17 protein-coding genes and 1 pseudogene are annotated in these 17,044 nt (G+C 41.5%); 14 read left to right on the forward strand and 4 right to left on the reverse strand.

Features of this window, described 5'->3' with window-relative positions; all coding sequences use genetic code 11:
• Positions 1-348 precede the first annotated feature (348 nt).
• A complete protein-coding gene (locus F7734_RS27950; RefSeq protein WP_155747869.1) occupies positions 349-2,184 on the reverse strand; it encodes an ABC transporter ATP-binding protein in 1,836 nt (611 codons plus the stop codon).
• Between the two features lie 137 nt (positions 2,185-2,321).
• Between F7734_RS27950 and F7734_RS27955 the strand changes: the two genes are divergently transcribed.
• On the forward strand, positions 2,322-2,459 hold the full coding sequence (locus tag F7734_RS27955; protein WP_243147126.1) for a hypothetical protein: 138 nt from the start codon (positions 2,322-2,324) through the stop codon (positions 2,457-2,459).
• A 61-nt stretch (positions 2,460-2,520) separates the two neighbouring features.
• Here F7734_RS27955 and F7734_RS27960 read toward each other — a convergent pair whose 3' ends face one another.
• The 3 genes from F7734_RS27960 to F7734_RS27970 all read right to left on the reverse strand — a co-directional run bounded on the left by F7734_RS27960 (position 2,521) and on the right by F7734_RS27970 (position 5,100).
• Positions 2,521-4,032: an amidohydrolase family protein gene (locus tag F7734_RS27960; protein ID WP_155747870.1), complete on the reverse strand. Its 1,512-nt coding sequence runs from the start codon at positions 4,030-4,032 to the stop codon at positions 2,521-2,523.
• A gap of 31 nt (positions 4,033-4,063) precedes the next feature.
• Entirely contained in the window at positions 4,064-4,240 is a 177-nt protein-coding gene (locus tag F7734_RS27965) for an SDR family oxidoreductase (protein ID WP_207714230.1), read from the reverse strand.
• Positions 4,241-4,368: 128 nt separating this feature from the next.
• Positions 4,369-5,100 carry a hypothetical protein gene (locus F7734_RS27970; RefSeq protein WP_155747872.1) on the reverse strand — a complete coding sequence of 244 codons (732 nt, stop codon included), beginning with the start codon at positions 5,098-5,100 and terminating at the stop codon, positions 4,369-4,371.
• A 301-nt stretch (positions 5,101-5,401) separates the two neighbouring features.
• Between F7734_RS27970 and F7734_RS27975 the strand changes: the two genes are divergently transcribed.
• The 13 genes and pseudogenes from F7734_RS27975 to F7734_RS28030 all read left to right on the forward strand — a co-directional run bounded on the left by F7734_RS27975 (position 5,402) and on the right by F7734_RS28030 (position 17,014).
• The gene (locus F7734_RS27975; RefSeq protein WP_155747895.1) at positions 5,402-6,241 is read left to right on the forward strand and encodes an alpha/beta hydrolase; all 840 of its coding nucleotides are present in this window, start codon (positions 5,402-5,404) and stop codon (positions 6,239-6,241) included.
• Positions 6,242-6,396: 155 nt separating this feature from the next.
• The gene (locus tag F7734_RS27980; RefSeq protein ID WP_155747873.1) at positions 6,397-8,130 is read left to right on the forward strand and encodes a serine/threonine-protein kinase; all 1,734 of its coding nucleotides are present in this window, start codon (positions 6,397-6,399) and stop codon (positions 8,128-8,130) included.
• Between the two features lie 123 nt (positions 8,131-8,253).
• Positions 8,254-8,379 carry a hypothetical protein gene (locus F7734_RS66295; protein ID WP_347566296.1) on the forward strand — a complete coding sequence of 42 codons (126 nt, stop codon included), beginning with the start codon at positions 8,254-8,256 and terminating at the stop codon, positions 8,377-8,379.
• Between the two features lie 51 nt (positions 8,380-8,430).
• A complete protein-coding gene (locus F7734_RS66300) occupies positions 8,431-8,502 on the forward strand; it encodes a DUF4351 domain-containing protein (protein WP_347566297.1) in 72 nt (23 codons plus the stop codon).
• 200 nt (positions 8,503-8,702) lie between these two features.
• On the forward strand, positions 8,703-9,599 hold the full coding sequence (locus F7734_RS27990; RefSeq protein ID WP_155747874.1) for a DUF4351 domain-containing protein: 897 nt from the start codon (positions 8,703-8,705) through the stop codon (positions 9,597-9,599).
• Between the two features lie 445 nt (positions 9,600-10,044).
• Positions 10,045-10,929, forward strand: coding sequence for a formylglycine-generating enzyme family protein (locus F7734_RS28000; protein WP_155747876.1), 885 nt, complete (start codon positions 10,045-10,047; stop codon positions 10,927-10,929).
• 233 nt (positions 10,930-11,162) lie between these two features.
• Complete coding sequence (locus tag F7734_RS65530; RefSeq protein WP_347566298.1) at positions 11,163-11,279, forward strand: DUF4351 domain-containing protein; 117 nt, start codon at positions 11,163-11,165, stop codon at positions 11,277-11,279.
• Positions 11,280-11,533: 254 nt separating this feature from the next.
• Positions 11,534-12,274, forward strand: a complete 741-nt coding sequence (locus tag F7734_RS63950; RefSeq protein WP_243147127.1) for a 5'-methylthioadenosine/S-adenosylhomocysteine nucleosidase — start codon at positions 11,534-11,536, stop codon at positions 12,272-12,274.
• Complete coding sequence (locus F7734_RS63955; RefSeq protein WP_243147128.1) at positions 12,262-13,104, forward strand: hypothetical protein; 843 nt, start codon at positions 12,262-12,264, stop codon at positions 13,102-13,104. Before F7734_RS63950 ends, F7734_RS63955 begins: the two co-directional genes overlap by 13 nt.
• 15 nt (positions 13,105-13,119) lie before the next feature.
• Positions 13,120-13,449 (forward strand): annotated as a pseudogene (locus tag F7734_RS28015) (AAA family ATPase); the annotation flags it as partial.
• A 216-nt stretch (positions 13,450-13,665) separates the two neighbouring features.
• Positions 13,666-15,732, forward strand: a complete 2,067-nt coding sequence (locus F7734_RS28020) for an SUMF1/EgtB/PvdO family nonheme iron enzyme (protein ID WP_155747878.1) — start codon at positions 13,666-13,668, stop codon at positions 15,730-15,732.
• Between the two features lie 369 nt (positions 15,733-16,101).
• On the forward strand, positions 16,102-16,461 hold the full coding sequence (locus F7734_RS28025; RefSeq protein WP_243147129.1) for a hypothetical protein: 360 nt from the start codon (positions 16,102-16,104) through the stop codon (positions 16,459-16,461).
• Positions 16,462-16,471: 10 nt separating this feature from the next.
• Complete coding sequence (locus F7734_RS28030; protein ID WP_155747879.1) at positions 16,472-17,014, forward strand: PIN domain-containing protein; 543 nt, start codon at positions 16,472-16,474, stop codon at positions 17,012-17,014.
• Positions 17,015-17,044 lie beyond the last annotated feature (30 nt).

The following is a 17,044-nucleotide window of genomic DNA, read 5'->3' on the forward strand; positions in this document are numbered from 1 at the left end:
TATCAAACTATAATTGAGTGCATGAATTCAGTTAAGAAAAAGTAAATCTAAACTCAGCACCAAGTAGAGCCAAGAGTGCTATTAGATACACGCATATTTCGCATGAAAGCGAACGAGCTCCGCTTAACTTATCCACAAGGAGCAAAAGCTTTACGCCAAAAAATATTTATTTTTTACAAAAGTTATTGTTGTTATTCTTCAAGTAATAAGTAAGTCGTTGCAAATATTAGAGATGCATGGGAAGACTATAGATTTATCCGCGATCGTCCGCTACAGGCTGCGGTTCCATAACTTTTTTATGTATTGCACCCAATTGAAAAGTTGGGTTTCGTTCCTCAACCCAACCTACTATTGATACCCCGCAGCCTGTAAAGAAAACAGAGTTGCGTAACGCCCGCCTAATTTTAACAACTCCTCGTGAGTTCCCTGTTCTACAATTTCCCCTGCTTCAACAACCATAATTTTGTCTGCCATCCGCACTGTCGAAAAACGGTGAGATATAAGAAAGACCATCTGATGAAGAGTGAGAGTGCGAAAGCGATTGAAAATCTCAAATTCGGCTTGAGGGTCTATGGCTGATGTTGGTTCATCTAAAACCAAAATATCCGCTTGAGTTCGCATAAAAGCACGAGAAAGGGCAATTTTTTGCCACTGACCTCCTGAAAGTTCGTATCCCTTCCTGAACCATTTACCCAGTTGAGTCTGAAAATTGTCAGGCAAATGTTCAATAAAAGGGAGTGACATACCTTTGTCTGCAGCCGTTATCCAGCGATCGCTATCTTCTATATTGTCCACATCTCCCACGCCAATATTCTCACCCACTGTAAACTGGTAGCGAACAAAGTTCTGAAAAATGACTCCAATCCGCCGCCGCAATACATCCACATTCCACTCTTGCAAATCCAAACCATCTAACAAAATGCGCCCGGAATTGGGAGTATAAAGTCGGGTAAGCAGTTTGATAAGTGTTGTCTTACCAGAACCATTTTCACCAACAATGGCTAGTTTTTCTCCTGGCTTGAGGTGAAAGGAAATATTTTTCAGCGTCGGTTGCAAATTTCCAGGATATGTAAACGATACGTTCTCAAAACGAATACCATCTTTAGATTTCAGCCCTTTGGTTGCTTTGCCATTGGATTCTGGTATTCCCTCTTCTAAAAATTCATAGAGATTGGAAAGATATAAGTTATCTTCGTACATTCCTCCGATAGAGGTGAGCGCACTAGAAAATGTTGATTGTCCTTGACGAAAAACGGTGAGATACATTGTCATATCTCCTAGAGAAATTCTGCCTACAACCGTTTCCACCACAATCCAGGCATAAGCTATATAAAAAGCAGAAGTACTCAACAAACTGAGCAGGTAACCCCACAATCCTCGCCGCAGTGTTAAGTCCCGATCTTCTCCAAAGAGTCGATTGAAGACACTGTGGTAACGTTCGAGCAACATATCTCCTAGTTGGTAAAGCTTCACCTCTTTGGCAAAGTCTTCCCTAGCAAGAAGTGTTTCTAAATAATGTTGCTGGCGAGCTTCTGGCGCACGCCAGCTAAAGAGGCGAAAGGCTTCTCCTGCAAATTTGGTTTCTGCAAAAAATGCTGGCATTGCGGCTACAACTAGCATTAGCAATGCCCAAACTGAGAATTTGATTAACAAAAGACCGTAAGTGACGAGTGATAGCGCACTTTGTACCAAGCCAAAGGTGCGAGTGACAAGAGAGAGGGGACGAACGGATGCTTCTCGTCTTGCATTGGTCATTTTGTCGTAGAATTCTGAATCCTCAAATTGAGTAAGTTCCAGTGAAAGTGCTTTTTCCAGGATAAGAACGTTTACTCGTTGACCGAGAAGCATTCTGAGTAGGGACTGGCAAACTGTTAGACCTCGTTGGCTTGCTGCTAGCAAAGCAACTGCAATTGCCTCCAGTCCCACATACATTAATGGATAATAAATGTTGACAAAATCGTTATTATGTGTATTTGCATAAGTGCGTGTTTCTATGACAGCATCGACAATTAACTTGCCGATATAGGCGACAGCAGCTGGTAAAAGACCTGCGATTAAAGTTAAACTCGCAAGAATAATGGTAAGAGAGCGGCTAGTCGTCCAGACTAAGCTTACTGCTCGCCCACTGTACCGAAAGACTGCAAGGGATTGGCGCAGAGCGTTGCGTTTTTTACGTATCTTCATTATTTCTTTATAGCGTAAAATTAGCTACGCCGACTGTACTTTGCAATCGCTTCTTTATCGCACCTAAACAATTGGTTACAGTCAGACCTTGACTTTAGTTCTGCAACGTTAAACTTCGCGAAGGAACTTTTGAGTGTTTGGAGTTACCAGGAGGCTCAGATGCCTTGTTAGGTGTTATTCCTTTAGAAGCTTTGGGATTGGAAATTGACTTGCAAAATCAAACTTTGAAGGTATTACCCATAAGCCCCTCAGAAACTTACCTAACAATTTTGTAAAACGCAAGCTGCACAACAAATGAAGATTAAACGAATACGATATCACACTTAAGCGTTTTGGCTAATCCCATGTCGCATAAAAATCCCTAAGATAATTCGACAAAGCCCAAGCAGTTGTCGATCGTGTTGTTGAAAATTCTTGATTTTGCTGTAGTGCCAATTCTTCTTGTATTGCCTTGACTATTGCTCGAACATCTAGCGTTTGGCTTTGAGCGTTCCATACAACCCAACGTCCGTTAACCATTACGTGTTTGACTTGACGGTATGTGGCTTGTCTCAGAACAACTTCAATTTTTGGTAAATTATCCCAATAAAAAGTAGGTAGAAAAGCTGAACAGTCAATCACAACCAAGTCCGCTAAATAACCAACTGCTAACTGACCAAGCGGTACATCCTTACGAAGCGTTATTGCTACTCCTGTTGTTGTTCCCATCTGCCAAATGGTTTGAGCGGTGATACTTGGAGAACTTGCGCCCGGTTGGTTGCCTAAAGTCCAAGCCAATCTCATCTCTCGCAGGAAATCTTGGTCATCTTCTAGGGAGTGACCGTCTAAACCAATGCCTACATTAACACCAGCTGCTAACATCTTAGCTGTAGGAGCAATACCACTACGCAAGCGCAAGTTACTGCTAGGGTTGTGGGCAATACCGACTCCTTTTTCTGCTAGCAAATATAAATCTGTTTCATCTACCCATACCATGTGAGCGCAGGTGAGCCATTCTCCCAATGCTCCTATTTCCTCTAAATGTCGTACAAAGCTTTTACCCCACTTTCTGTAAGCATACTGTTGTTGATACCGGGTTTCTAGTAGGTGCATTTGTACCTTAGTATTGTGACGACAGGCAAAATCTACAGCCTCAAGAATCAACTCATCGCTGCACCACTGACCGCCTGCAGGACTGACTTGGATGTGGCTGGTGAATTGTTTGGTATCGTGGTATTTACTTAATAAATCAGTACACAATCCAAAATAATCTTTCCTATCTAAAGGCACGGGTGTCATGAGTTCTCGTGCTGTGGATTGAAGGTCATTGGGTAAGATAGCAAACAGGCGATCGCGATCGTCATAGACGAGTGGGTTCTGGTCTACAATAGGTGGACTAAAGGCAACGCGGATACCAGCATCGCGATATCCGCGTATGGTGGCTGCCGTTTCACCCTCCATATTTTTCCAAGACCGGGGATTGTGGCTGTGAGCAACTGTCCCCACCCCAGAACGCAATAAATGCAGCCCATCACAAGCAGCTGCTAGATAGGGGTCAATGTTTGGTAAAGATGATAGTTGCAAAAGCCAAATTTCTAGAAGGTTATCAGGTACGCCAAGAGAAGCCGTACCCAAACCGCGTCCGTGGTCGTGACTGTTAACAAAAGCGGGCGTCAGTAGAAATTGTTCGCTGCCAACAACTCGAGCATTGGGATAGCAAAACTGCAACTCATCACGCGTACCCGTTGCAATAATGCGGTTGCCTTCTACACAAACACCAAAGTTGGATTTTGGTTTGATGTCAGTACTGACAATCGTGGTACCTGCCCAAATTATTTGTTTTGTATTGTTTGTGTTTTGGCAGTCCATATTTTGAACCTTTAGTCATAAAAATCTCAAATCAATACAGACCAGCCTGCTGACCGCCGTCTATGGTAAAGATTTGTCCGGTAATCATTTTGGCGGAATCAGAAGCCAAGTATACTGCCAAAGCTGCCACTTCTTCTGCTTGGATGACCCCAATACCAGAGCCACCACCTGTGATAACTGCTACTTTATCTTTGAGAGATAAATACACTTTTTTGCTTTCATACAACAACTCTACAAGGTTTTATCTTCTCAGAATATACTTCAGTTTGTCATTGCTAACTAGCTCTGTCTGGGTGGCAAAAAGTCGGGCAGTAGTGGTAATGCGATCGCTAGCTCTTATCGGTCTGGATTATCTTGGCTATTACCTTCAGGAGAAAGGCTGCTACTTGGTACTACAGTTTCATTTTCTACAGATGAAGTAGGTGTATTGGTATCGCTATTTGTTTCTGCTTCAGAAGTACTTGTGTTTGAGTTTGAGGGTGATGTGGGTGCAGTTTCTGTTGTGGGAGGAGCTTGTTTGGTTACACCTTCTTGAGGTGGAACAGTTATGTTGACATTAGGTGTAGTCTTGGGTGATGGCTTTTGTTCGGGTATAAAAACTGGAACTGGAACTTCCTTGGTTCTTTCAATCACTGTTGGAACTTCTCTGGTTCTTTCAATAATCGTTGTTCGGGTTTGAGTATTTTGAGTTCCTACAGGAGATGGACTTGGAGATGCACTGTTCGTTGTCGGAACTTCTGATGGTGTTGTAGTCTTCTCCACAGAAGAATCGCGTTGATTGAAATACCAAACAGCGCCTACTGTTAGCCCTGTTAGTAGGGTTAGTAATAAGCCTAAGATGATTCCACGTGCAGTATTATCATTGTCCCGTTGTGTCATCTGGTCTTGATAAATGCGTTCTGATGATTGACCTTGGAGATAACCATTTTGATAAGACTCAACATCTGTCCTACCGTTATTGACTGTTTCAGTAGTTCGTGTCACGTTCGTGTGAGTCTTTCCATTCCCATCGGTATAAATATCTTTGCGAATTTCCTCAGAGTTTTTGCGATCGTTTGAGTCGTTCATATGTGCTGTTTTTATTATGTTAATAAGTTGAAATGTGAAAAATTATTAGAGATTGACAAATAATTTTCTGAACGCTAATCCCTATTTTTTAATTGGAAACTTTATTGGTAGACTTACCTAATTTTACTGAAAAACTTTATTGAATGTAGTATTTAGAATACCCTGGAATCTTACAAAAAGATTTCTATCGAAAGAAGTGATATAAGCTTCTATCAAAGGAGTGATTATTTCCCTTTTACCAGATATAACAGAATATGAAGAAATGAAGAGAAATGCTGTCTCAAAGTGTGGTGAATTTGCCATGAAACCTGTACGTCAAACTTTGTCAACGCGAGATATCCAACTTTCTTACTTGGAATGGAACCAAGGTCAAGAACCATTACTGCTGTTACACGGTTTAGCCGACCATGCCTTAGTTTGGTCTAGCTTGGGGGATGACCTAGCAGCAGATTACCATATCATCGCGCCAGATATGCGCGGTCATGGGGAAAGTAGCAAACCAGAACTTGACTACAGTTTTGAGAGTGCGATCGCGGACTTAGAAGCACTCATGGATAAACTAGGATGGTCATCTGCTCATATTGTAGGTCATTCTTGGTCGGGAAAACTGGCTGTTATTTGGGCAAGACTGAATCCCCAACGTGTACGAAGCATAGTTTTAATAGACCCAATTTTTATTTGGAAAATCCCCAGTATTTTCAAAGTTACTTTCCCGCTTCTGTACAATTCTTTATCTTTCCTTAAAGGTATGGGACCGTTTGCGAGTTACGAAGAAGCAGAACAGAAAGCGCGTCAGTTGTATGAATTCCAAGGATGGAGTTCATTACAACAGCTGGTTTTTAAAGAAGGTATAGAACAAAAACCTGATGGTAGCTGGGGTAGTAAATTTACCATCGCCGCCCGTAATGGAATTTTTGAAGAAGTGATGCGAGTTCCTGGTTTTACAATGCCAATTCACACTCCTACCTTGTTTATACAACCAGAAAAAGGAGTTAACCGCAAAGATTGGCAGCTCAAACCCTACAAAACTTACCTGAAAAATTTACAGATAAGCACGGTTCCTGGCAATCATTGGCCTTTCTTGAGTCAGCCTGAGATATTTAATCAAACTGTAAAAGCGTTTTTACAGGGAGTTAGATAATTATCTCACGCAAAGGCGCTAAGACGCTAAGAAACACTTTGCGACTTTGCGCCTTTGCGTGAGACATTGCAACTTTAATTCCGTATATCTGTCATTAGTATTAGTAACTCCCAGTCGCTAGTATAAAGTACTGGTACGCTTATTCATTGTTTGCCATGAGCCTGTGCATAAATCCCACCTGTCCGAAACCAAACCATCCAGATAATGATGAAAACCGTTTTTGTCAAAGCTGTGGTTCCCTCATGGAATTGCAGGGACGCTATCGGGTGATGCGGCTTTTAAGCGATAAAACTGGTTTTGGGAAAATTTATGAGGCTTATGAACGGGATACGCCTAAAATTCTGAAGGTTCTTAAAGAGGAGTTATCAGGGGACGCTAAAGCAGTGGAACTTTTCCAGCAAGAGGTGTCTGTATTGGGACAACTGGAGCATTCTGGCATTCCCAATGAAGATAGCTACTTTCAGTATCAAACCAGACACGGTTTGAATTTACACTGTATTGTCATGGAAAAGATTGAGGGTCCTAACTTAGAACAGTGGTTGAGACAACAGCAAAATAGACCCATCTCTCAAGAGCAAGCTATTGCTTGGTTGAAACAATTGGCAGAAATTTTGGAACTCGTGCATGGAAAGCAGTATTTGCACCGAGATATTAAGCCATCTAATATTATGATTCGACCGGATGGGCAATTGGTACTCATCGATTTTGGCACTGCTAGGGAGGTGACGAGAACTTACTTAGCAAAACTACATGGTAGTGCGGGTGGTGTCACGGCAATTATGTCTTCCGGTTATAGCCCCCCAGAACAATTGCATGGATTGGCTGTACCTCAATCCGATTTTTTTGCTTTGGGACGTACTTTTGTATTTTTGCTGACAGGACAAAACCCAATAACATTGTGTGACGCTCATGACAATGTCTTGCACTGGCGCGATCGCACGGTTGGCATTTCACCACTCCTGTTAAATTGTATTGACTGGTTAATGGCAAGAGAAGTTGGTCAACGTCCAGCCAATGCTGAAGAAATCTTAAAACGCCTTGCTGCGATCGAACAACAGTTGGGTGGAAGCGCTGTAGCTACCGTCAATGCTGTGGGAAGTTTAGATACCCAACGCTTGTCACCACCAGATACGACAACGCTACCGCCACAACCCAATTACGTCCCACCACCACAAAAGCCATCCGAAAAAGTCCCATTACTTTCTTTGTTTGCAGCCCTGCTAGTGGTTTTGGGCTTTCTTGGTATAGTTGCATTAGCAACACGGTCTCCACAATTTGCTTCGATTCCCAATTACGGACAAGCACCAGAAAGAAAAGGAAAAGTTGACTATTTTCCTTATGAAGAAGGTAGAGATAGCCAAGGCAGAATTGCAGAATTTAACGTAGCAGTTCTTTCAGTAGAATATAAATGGCTGTTGGGAAGCGATTTCCAAGTCAAATACAATGACCAAATCATCAATCTAGATGCTTTAAAATCCAATTTAGAGCAAGAAGGTATACAGAGGATTATGGAAAATCCTACAGAGATTATTTCTGTAGGAACAGCTTCATGTGAAGGAGTCGTAGCAGTTGAAGAACGTAGAGCGCTTGAGCGTTCAAAGCAGATACAACTCTTAGCAAAAAAAATATTTAGTAACACAAATAGCGTCAAAGGATACCGCTTACTAAATTTAGGGCAATTTCGTCGAAACGACTGTCAGGCAAGCCAGGATCTAACTGCTTATCAAAGAAGTATTATTATCATTGGAGTCAGAAAACAATCAGAAGGCGTTATTTTAGATGAAGCCCTTAGAAATAGGTTAGAGAAAAAACCATTTGCTGACTTCAAATTAGAAGATTATTCTCTAGGTTCTCCAGACAAATTTAAAACAACACCCAGCAATTTATAGCTATACTCTTAAGCATAAAAAGTACGAAAACACGTAGGTTGGGTTGAGGAACGAAACCCAACATTTACTGCAAGAAAATTTGAGAGCGATCGAGATATCAGTAAAGACAACCGGGAGTTAATTATGCGATTAGAGCCACTTTATCAGCGCAATAGAGAACAAGCTAAAGAAGAAGGACGACTTGAAGGGCGACTTGAAGGAGAGCAACGTTTGATTATGCGTCTGCTAAATCGCCTGCTTTTAGTCTAAACTCCAGTAACTCAACAAATTAGAGAATTATCCCCCGAACAACTTGAAGCATTGGGAGAAGTTTTATTAGACTTTTCTGAAGTAGCTGATTTACAAGCTTGGTTAAATCAAACTCAAGCATAGAAACCCTCAGATACCCGCCTTCTTTAAAAAGTCGGGTATCTTTTTGTTCAATTAACTGCACCTGTAATCAATGTAGGCAGATAAAAGTAACTTATGTCATAAGTTTATTATCTTGAGAGTTTTCATTCTCAACTTTCTCTTGAAATAAAGTCTGATACAATAACCACTTAACAAATGCCAAAATCCCTGATTTAAATTCAATGACCCGCTTTATACATGATAAGTTTGCCAAAGATTACCTCGAAGAATTACTCAAAAACTATGGGGAGGTCAAAACCTCAGAAAAAGTTTCAGGAGAAATAAAAGAAATCGATGTTTTATTCATCCCCACTCAACCCCAAACTGTCAATCTACAAACATTAGGGTTGCTGGGGAGATTCGCCGAATTTCCGATGATATTAGAACCATTCCGTAATGCAGCATCCGAAGATGAAATCTGCGACTGCTTGCTAAAATTATTGGAAGTCAGAGCGGATATGAGACGAGAAGCAAAAGCCAACAAAACTAAACTTTCAAAAGCGAAAATTCCCAAACTGTGGATTCTCACACCCACCGCCTCTGTCAATAGATTATCGAGTTTTAACATTAACCAAAGACTGGGATGGTTACCAGGAATTTACTTTTTGGGAGGTGCATTGAGAGCAGCAATTGTTGTCATACATCAGCTACCACCAACACCAGAGACGTTATGGTTAAGACTGTTGGGTAGGGGAAGAGTGCAACAGCAAGCAATTGCTGAACTCCTAGACTTACCAGAGAATCACCCATATCAGAAAGCAACGCTAGAATTAGTGTACAATCTGCAAGAAAATTTGAGAATCAATCAAGATATTAGTAAAGATGACCGGGAGTTAATTATGCGATTAGAACCACTTTATCAGCGTAATAGAGAACAAGCTAAAGAAGAAGGACGGCTCGAAGGAGAGCAACGTCTGATTATGCGTCTGCTAAATCGTCTCTTTGGTGAAATCGATGCATCATTAGCTCAGCAAATTAGAGCATTATCCACCGAACAACTTGAAGCATTGGGAGAAGTTTTATTAGACTTTTCTGAGGTAGCTGATTTACAAGCTTGGTTAAATCAAACTCAAGCATAGAAAACTTAAGAAGGCCGACTGCTTCAAGAAGTCAGCCTTCTTTTTGTTCAATTAACCGCACCTGTAATCAATGTAGGTAGATAAAATAAACTTATGACATAAGTTGATTATCTTGAGAGTTTTCATGTTCAAGTTTCTCTTTAAATACAATCTGATCTAATGACCGTTTAACAAATGCCAAAATTCATGCTTCAAATTCAATGACCCGCTTTATATATGATAAGTTTGCTAAAGATTACCTCGAAGAATTACTCAAAAACTACGGGGTGGTCAAAACCTCAGAAAAAGTTTCAGGAGAGATTAAAGAAATCTATGCGATTAGTCAGTTTTTGATAACGTGTATAAACCTCTAGAACAATTGAAGGATTAGCTGTAGCTAAAGGAGGCTTTGATACAAGCAATTGCCTAAAAAATTACTATAACTTAATGTAGAAGGGGTTAAACTATGGATTCCAGGGCGCTCCCGCAATTTTCCTTTGATGTTGTGACACTCAACGTTACAGGAGAAGTCATCAAACGAGAAACCCACCAAGCTAAGTACTTTAAGGAAGACCTTGGCAATAGCGTGACTCTGGACATGGTCTCTATTCCTGGTGGTCGCTTCCTCATGGGTTCACCAGAAACTGAAGAGGGACGTGATGAAAATGAGGGTCCCCAGCACGAAGTTACCGTTCAACCTTTTTTTATGGGTAAGTACCCGGTCACTCAAAAGCAGTGGCGGGTTGTTGCTGCTTTGCCGCGAGTCAACCGCGAACTCAAACCCGATCCATCTTATTTTAAAGGTGACAATCGACCAGTTGAGCAAGTTTCATGGTATGAATGTCTAGAGTTTTGCGATCGACTATCAACCTACACAAAAAAAAACTACCGACTTCCAAGTGAAGCAGAGTGGGAGTATGCTTGCCGTGCAGGCACGAAGACACCTTTCCACTTTGGCAAGACTATCACGCCAGAGTTGGCAAATTATAACGGCGACGAAATTTACGCTTCTGGCTTCCAGGGAGAGTTTCGGGGCGAGACAACAACTGTAGGTAGCTTCAAAGTAGCTAATGCCTTCGGTTTATTTGATATGCACGGTAATGTCTGGGAATGGTGTGCAGATAGCTTGCATGGAAACTATGAGGTCGCACCTTCTGACGGTAGTGCTTGGATAAACATATCTCTTGGTAAAAAAGATAATGACAATCAACGCCTGTTTCGTTACCGTTTGTTTCGTGGCGGTTCTTGGCACGACAGTCCGAGCGGTTGCCGTTCGGCGTATCGTAACGGCATCCGTCCGGTCTCCAGGGACGGTCACCTCGGGTATCGGGTTGTGGTTTCCGGGACGTGAATTAATAATTCTTCACACTTTTCTCTCTAACCCTTTTCCCTCTTCCTTTTTTTCGCTACCTCTAGCAAGGTTTGCTAAGTAGAGTTGCGGAATTTCCGATGATAGTGGAACCATTTTGCAATGCAGCATCGGAAGATGAAATCTGTGACTGCTTGCTAAAATGATTGGAAGTTAGACGAGAAGCAAAAGCCAACAAAACTAAACTTCCAAAATAGAAAATTCCCAAACTTTGGATTCTTACTCCTGATGCATCATTAACTCAACAAATTAGAGAATTATCTACCGAACAACTTGAAGCATTGGGAGAAGTTTTATTAGACTTTTCTGAAGTAGCTGATTTGCAAACTTAGTTAAATCTAACTCAAGCATAGAAAGGCTCATAACTCCGACTTCTTTGAAAAGTCGGGCTTCTTTTTGTTTATAGGTATCTTAACTTTTTACGATCGCAACTTACTTCAAAAGTAATTTTTGCTCTAGTGGCATTTTTTTCAAGATATTTTTTCTCTAATTTGACGCTAACACATTCTACAATAAACACTGGTTGCCAAATACTCATAAAAGCGGCAAAATATAAAGAAAATCGGTGAAATGAAAGATTTAACCTATGAATTTGCCTTGCGCCGTTATACTCACTGCTATTCCTTTAGAATACAAGGCAGTTCGCGCCTATTTGAGTGAGCTTAAAGAAGAGGTGCATCCCCAAGGGACAGTTTATGAACGAGGACAATTTACCGATAATGGCAAATCATGGGAAGTCGGAATTGTTGAGATAGATACAGGAAATAAGGGCGCGGCTATGGAAACAGAACGAGCGATCGCCCACTTTCAACCCAACGTGATACTTTTTGTTGGAGTAGCAGGTGGAATCAAGGATGTCGCTAAGGGTGATGTGGTAGTCGCAACAGAAGTTTATGGTTATGAGTCGGGAAAGATAAAGCCTTCCTCCTTTGAACCCAGACCTGATGTTGGACAATCTGCATACAAACTGATTCAACGAGCTAGGGCTGAAGCAAGGAAAAAAGACTGGTTGCAAAGACTGAACCCCGCTCCCAATTCCTCACCCAAGGTCTTACTTAAACCCATTGCTGCAGGAGAAAAAGTCATTGCGTCAAAGCAGTCTAGTGTTTTTAAATTTCTCCAATCTCAATATAGTGATGCAGTCGCCGTGGAAATGGAGGGACGTGGTTTTCTCGAAGCCGCCCATGCTAATCAGGAAGTATTAGCGCTCATCATCCGTGGTATTTTAACCTCATTAGTGACAAAAGTCAAGCTGATAAAGCTGGTTTTCAGGAAATTGCTGCACGTCATGCGAGTGCTTTTGCTTTTGAAGTTTTGGCAAAGCTAGATTTTGCCGATTCAAACACTATAACTTTCTCAGAGAAAGATGAAAAAAAAGAAACTCAAATTTATCAAGCTTTGCTTTCTTTAAACTATCACCAACAGGTTCAAAAATTTGAGAATTTTTGGCGTTCTTCTCGAATTGGTTCTTTTGTAGTTCATGGCAAGGGAGGAAGATGTCAACGTTGGTTAGTAAATCGATTGATTCACAAAGAAAGTGAGTACTTCCCTGATGCGTCAAGAGCAAAAAAAATATCGATTGTTCTTCCTGAGGAGGGGGAAATTTTTATTAGCGAATTATGGCTGAAATTAAGTACAGTGCTTGGATTAAAATATGAAGCTTCACCTGAAGAACTAGCAAAGAAGATATTTGAAGAGTGGCGAACATCAACGGTCATTATGGTTTTTTATAACCTAAACGTAATGTATAAAAATGAACCCAAGAAGTTAATCGATTATTTCTGGCATCCTCTTATAAAAATGGTGGAGAATTGTGAGAAAAATGATGAATATAATTATCTTTTGATGATTTTAGTAGACAATGCTGGTGATGCTTATAATTGGGAGATCGCTTATTGCAGAAATTTAGAAGAATGGGAAAATCGAATTCCTTTTGATTTACAAGAAATTCAAACATTAAGTTTGATTGACATTAAGAGATGGATGGAGATTAAACGTCGCCAACTCCATTTTCCAGAAGATAATATGCAGCTTGCAAGATTAGCTGAAAACTGGTGGAGACAAAGCGATCGCGGAATACCTGAATTGGTGGTCAATCAAATTTGTAAGTATTGTAAATCTAGTTGGCCAAAAATTGAAAAGCTCCTAGACTATTAAGCAAGAACTAGACCTATGAATAATAGCAATTTTACATACAATCTAGAATATACAGGTCAAAATTTCCATCGAGAATCGCCATACATTCCGACTGAGGAATTAAAAGAGTCTGTGAGATTAGCGATCGCCCTCGAACGTCCCTTATTACTGATGGGCGCACCGGGATGTGGTAAAACTCGGCTAGCGAGTGCGATCGCCTATGAATTCACTGAAAAGAATCGTGAGATATTAAAAGGCGAGAGCTATCCTTACCAAACCTGGTACGTCAAATCCACCAGTCGCGCGAGAGATGGACTTTATATCTATGATGCTGTAGGTCGTTTGCGGGATGCACAACTAGCAGCAGCCAAGCAGTTGGACTCGCGAGGACTTGAAAATCTGGCTCTTGCGTACTTAGCGTGCTAAAATTGTAGAAAAATAAGCTTAAAACTATTGCTGGGCTTAGCTTACAGCTATTATTAGTTTCAAAATGTTACTCCTTGTTAAAATTGAAATTATAAGTGCCTGTAAGCCTTGTAAATACAAGCATACTTGTAGATTTTAATGAAAATTTAGCACGCTATGTACGAAAGAACCACAAAAACTTACTACTTTCGCAACGCCCCAGGAGATTTTCTCTTTTCCGACTTAGACTTGCTGCAAAAGCAACCTCTGACTGAGATTATCCCCCATCTCCATAAAAATCGAACGGTTGTTTTGATTTTCAGTGATGGAGGAGCGGCGCGTGGCGGTTTTAATCAAGGGCGAGTTGATTTTACCGCCCAATTTCTCAGTCAAATTAGACCTGTAGTCAAAAACATAGCATGGCTGAATCCGCTACCAGCAAACCGATGGCGCGGTACCACTGCAGCTGAGGTCGCAAAACACGTCTCCATGTACCCTTTTAGTAAACCGGATTGGCGGAGAATGATGAACGAACTGCGGGGACGCCAAATACCGCCAGCCGTGTTTGACTACTCAACAGATAATTCAGAGGTAGCTGTCGATTGGGAGTTTGTTGAAGAAGTGCAAGAGCGTCTCAATCGGCTACAACCCGTACACACGTTTTCAGATGACGATGAGTTTAGCCGCTATGAAAGTGCAGCCGATCGCATTGTTGATTTTGCTATGTATGGTCGGGTATACCTGGAATTTGCTTGTCATGCTGCCTTCCCCCTCGCCCTGACTCCCAATTTATTGTACTATCTACGAGAAAACTTTCCCTTTTTCAATCAGCAAGGCAAACGATTGGATTTAGATTGGCTTGTTGTTCCAGATCTCTTGCTGTCTAATCTTTGCCATCCTGCGGGGTATCAGCTATACGAAATGCCAAGTGCTGTGCGTCACCTGTTACTGAAACTGTTGCAATCTGACGAACGATTTGGCGATCGACAACTAGAAAAGCTGTCTGAGTGCTTGCTCTTTTACTTACAGCAGAAATTCAGAAATACACACTTAGATATCAAAGATTTTGGCGAAAACCCAGAATGGATTGCCCTTGCTTACACTAAACCCACCGAAGTCGCTCGTCAACTGGCTCTCATGCTACTTCAAACTTATTCAGGAGATAAAGCCGAAAAAATCAAAAGTGTATCCCTAATCGCAACATTTACAGAACCCCTCGCTGAAGCTAAATTTCAACCCCTTCTCACTTTTGCTCGTGGTTGGGGTCGTTTGGCTAGGGGGTATAACGAAGACGCGAAAGAAGTATTTGAGCAATTGCCTAAAAAATCACCCCAACTGAATGTAGAAGGAGTTAAACTCTGGATTCCAGGTCGCAAACTCCCGCAATTTTCCTTTAGTGTTGTAACTGTCAACGCTACAGGAGAAATCATCAAACGAGAAACTCACCAAGCTAAGTACTTTCGGGAAGACCTTGGCGATGGCGTGACTTTGGACATGGTCTATATTCCTGGTGGTAGCTTCCTCATGGGTTCGCCGGAAACTGAAGAGGGACGTTACAAAGATGAGAGTCCCCAACACGAAGTGACCGTTCAACCTTTTTTTATGGGTAAGTACCCTGTCACTCAAAAGCAGTGGCGAGTTGTTGCTGCTTTAGCGCCAGTCAACCGCGAACTCGATCCCAACCCATCCCATTTTAAAGGAGTCAATCGACCAGTAGAGTCAATATCATGGTATGATGCAGTAGAGTTTTGTGATAAACTATCAACATACACTGGAAAAAACTACCGACTTCCAAGTGAAGCGGAGTGGGAGTATGCTTGCCGCGCACGCACGACTACACCTTTCCACTTTGGCGAAACTATTACGTCAGAGTTGGCAAATTATGACAGCGACGAAACTTACGCTTCTGGTTCTCAAGGAAAGTCTCGTGGAAAGACAACAACGGTAGGTAGCTTTAAAATAGCTAATGCCTTTGGTCTATTTGATATGCATGGCAACATCTGGGAATGGTGTGCCGATAGTTTGCATGAAAACTATGAAAACGCACCTTCTGACGGCAATGCTTGGTTAAACAAATATTTAAAAGATAATGATAGTCGGATGCTTCGCGGCGGTTCCTGGAGCGCCTATCGGAGGCATTGCCGTTCGGCACGTCGCGACGACTTCCATCCGGACCTCAGGCTTAGCACTCTCGGGTTTCGGGTTGTGCTTTCCGGCGCGAGAATTGTACACTCTTCCCTCTAACCCTTTTCTTTTCTTCTATATTTTGCTGCCTCTGGCAACTCGTTTTTTTTTGAGATTTGCACGACTCACTATATTATCTCTATCCTTTTTAATCTTGTCAAGACCCGTTCTAATAAATGTAAATGGAGCGATCGCCGCCTTAAGTACAAAGAAGTTTGGGAAAAATATATGGTATACCACTATATATTAGCACGAATTCCAGAAAATTGGGCAACAAAGCAATTTGAGACTCAGTCTCATCTTGTTCAGACCTGAGTTTGAGAATTAGTAATCCACCACACGTGTTTATTGTATGCAGCAAAACACTTTATGTTTTCTTGCAGATACTCTTTATAGAATCTATAATTTCTATAGAACCTAAATGTTTTAATGAAAATTAAAGTTCATATGGCTGGAAAAACGATTTCTGCCTACATTGATGCGAAGACGGCTAGTCGCGTTGATTATATCTCCAAGCTCGAGCAGCGCCCTACCTCCCAAGTGGCTGGTATGGCATTGAAGTTTTTTGTTGGGCTTCCTTCAGAAGCACGAGCTGCTTTGCTGCAAATTGAGGCGCTTGGTTCTCCTGAGGATATGGAGGAAGTTAACCGAGAAATTACGCGTACTCTATTGCACATTCAATATAAAGTTGTACACCGACAAGTTATAGACCACATGAAGGTTGAAAATCTAGAACAGCTAGAAACTGAAGAGGATATCTTGTCTGCAGCCGTCGATCTAACTTGCTAAGGTTGCTTTTATGACTCCAGTGCTGCGGTTGTGTCTTGACCTTAATATTTGGTGTGCTGCTCTGCTTGCTGATAAGAAAGGTAGGCAGAATACAGCATCTCAATGTCTGGTTGAGATCGCCCGCCAAGGTAATTGTGTGCTTAGTCCGGTGCAACTTGTGATATCTTGGGGTATGCTGAACCGTCTCCATTTAGTTTTAGAAAGAAGTTTTCATATTCCTCAATTAGTTGCTGATGGCTACATTGATACGATTAGAAAATATGCTGAGCTTGGTCCATCTGGTGTGGGACCTCATTTGACTTTGGGCGGAACTGGTCTAGTTACGCTACGCGATGGTGAAGACGCCCACGTTCTTGAAGCTGCGATCGCTGGTCGAGCAAAAGTTTTAGTTACAGGTAACTTTAAAGACTTTATATCAAACAACGATACTCAGATTGTTGAGATGGGTAGGCACGCCATTCATACTACAGCAACCCATACTCTTCATATTGCACACCCAGAAAAGATGATGAATTGGCTGCGGATAAGAGAAATTCCCGATTTGCTTTTATAATTCAAAACTAATGGTATCAACCACGAGTTA

The organism is Scytonema sp. UIC 10036, assembly GCF_009725235.1.

Excerpts from the sequence above, each read along its gene's own strand:
- F7734_RS28000 (WP_155747876.1), top strand. The coding sequence starts at position 10,045 with ATGGATTCCAGGGCGCTCCCGCAATTTTCCTTTGATGTTGTGACACTC.
- F7734_RS27980 (WP_155747873.1), top strand. The coding sequence starts at position 6,397 with ATGAGCCTGTGCATAAATCCCACCTGTCCGAAACCAAACCATCCAGAT.
- F7734_RS28030 (WP_155747879.1), top strand. The coding sequence starts at position 16,472 with ATGACTCCAGTGCTGCGGTTGTGTCTTGACCTTAATATTTGGTGTGCT.
- F7734_RS66295 (WP_347566296.1), top strand. The coding sequence starts at position 8,254 with ATGCGATTAGAGCCACTTTATCAGCGCAATAGAGAACAAGCTAAAGAA.
- F7734_RS27950 (WP_155747869.1), bottom strand. The coding sequence starts at position 2,184 with ATGAAGATACGTAAAAAACGCAACGCTCTGCGCCAATCCCTTGCAGTC.
- F7734_RS63950 (WP_243147127.1), top strand. The coding sequence starts at position 11,534 with ATGAATTTGCCTTGCGCCGTTATACTCACTGCTATTCCTTTAGAATAC.
- F7734_RS27975 (WP_155747895.1), top strand. The coding sequence starts at position 5,402 with ATGAAACCTGTACGTCAAACTTTGTCAACGCGAGATATCCAACTTTCT.
- F7734_RS27970 (WP_155747872.1), bottom strand. The coding sequence starts at position 5,100 with ATGAACGACTCAAACGATCGCAAAAACTCTGAGGAAATTCGCAAAGAT.
- F7734_RS27990 (WP_155747874.1), top strand. The coding sequence starts at position 8,703 with ATGACCCGCTTTATACATGATAAGTTTGCCAAAGATTACCTCGAAGAA.
- F7734_RS27960 (WP_155747870.1), bottom strand. The coding sequence starts at position 4,032 with ATGGACTGCCAAAACACAAACAATACAAAACAAATAATTTGGGCAGGT.
- F7734_RS28025 (WP_243147129.1), top strand. The coding sequence starts at position 16,102 with ATGAAAATTAAAGTTCATATGGCTGGAAAAACGATTTCTGCCTACATT.
- F7734_RS28020 (WP_155747878.1), top strand. The coding sequence starts at position 13,666 with ATGTACGAAAGAACCACAAAAACTTACTACTTTCGCAACGCCCCAGGA.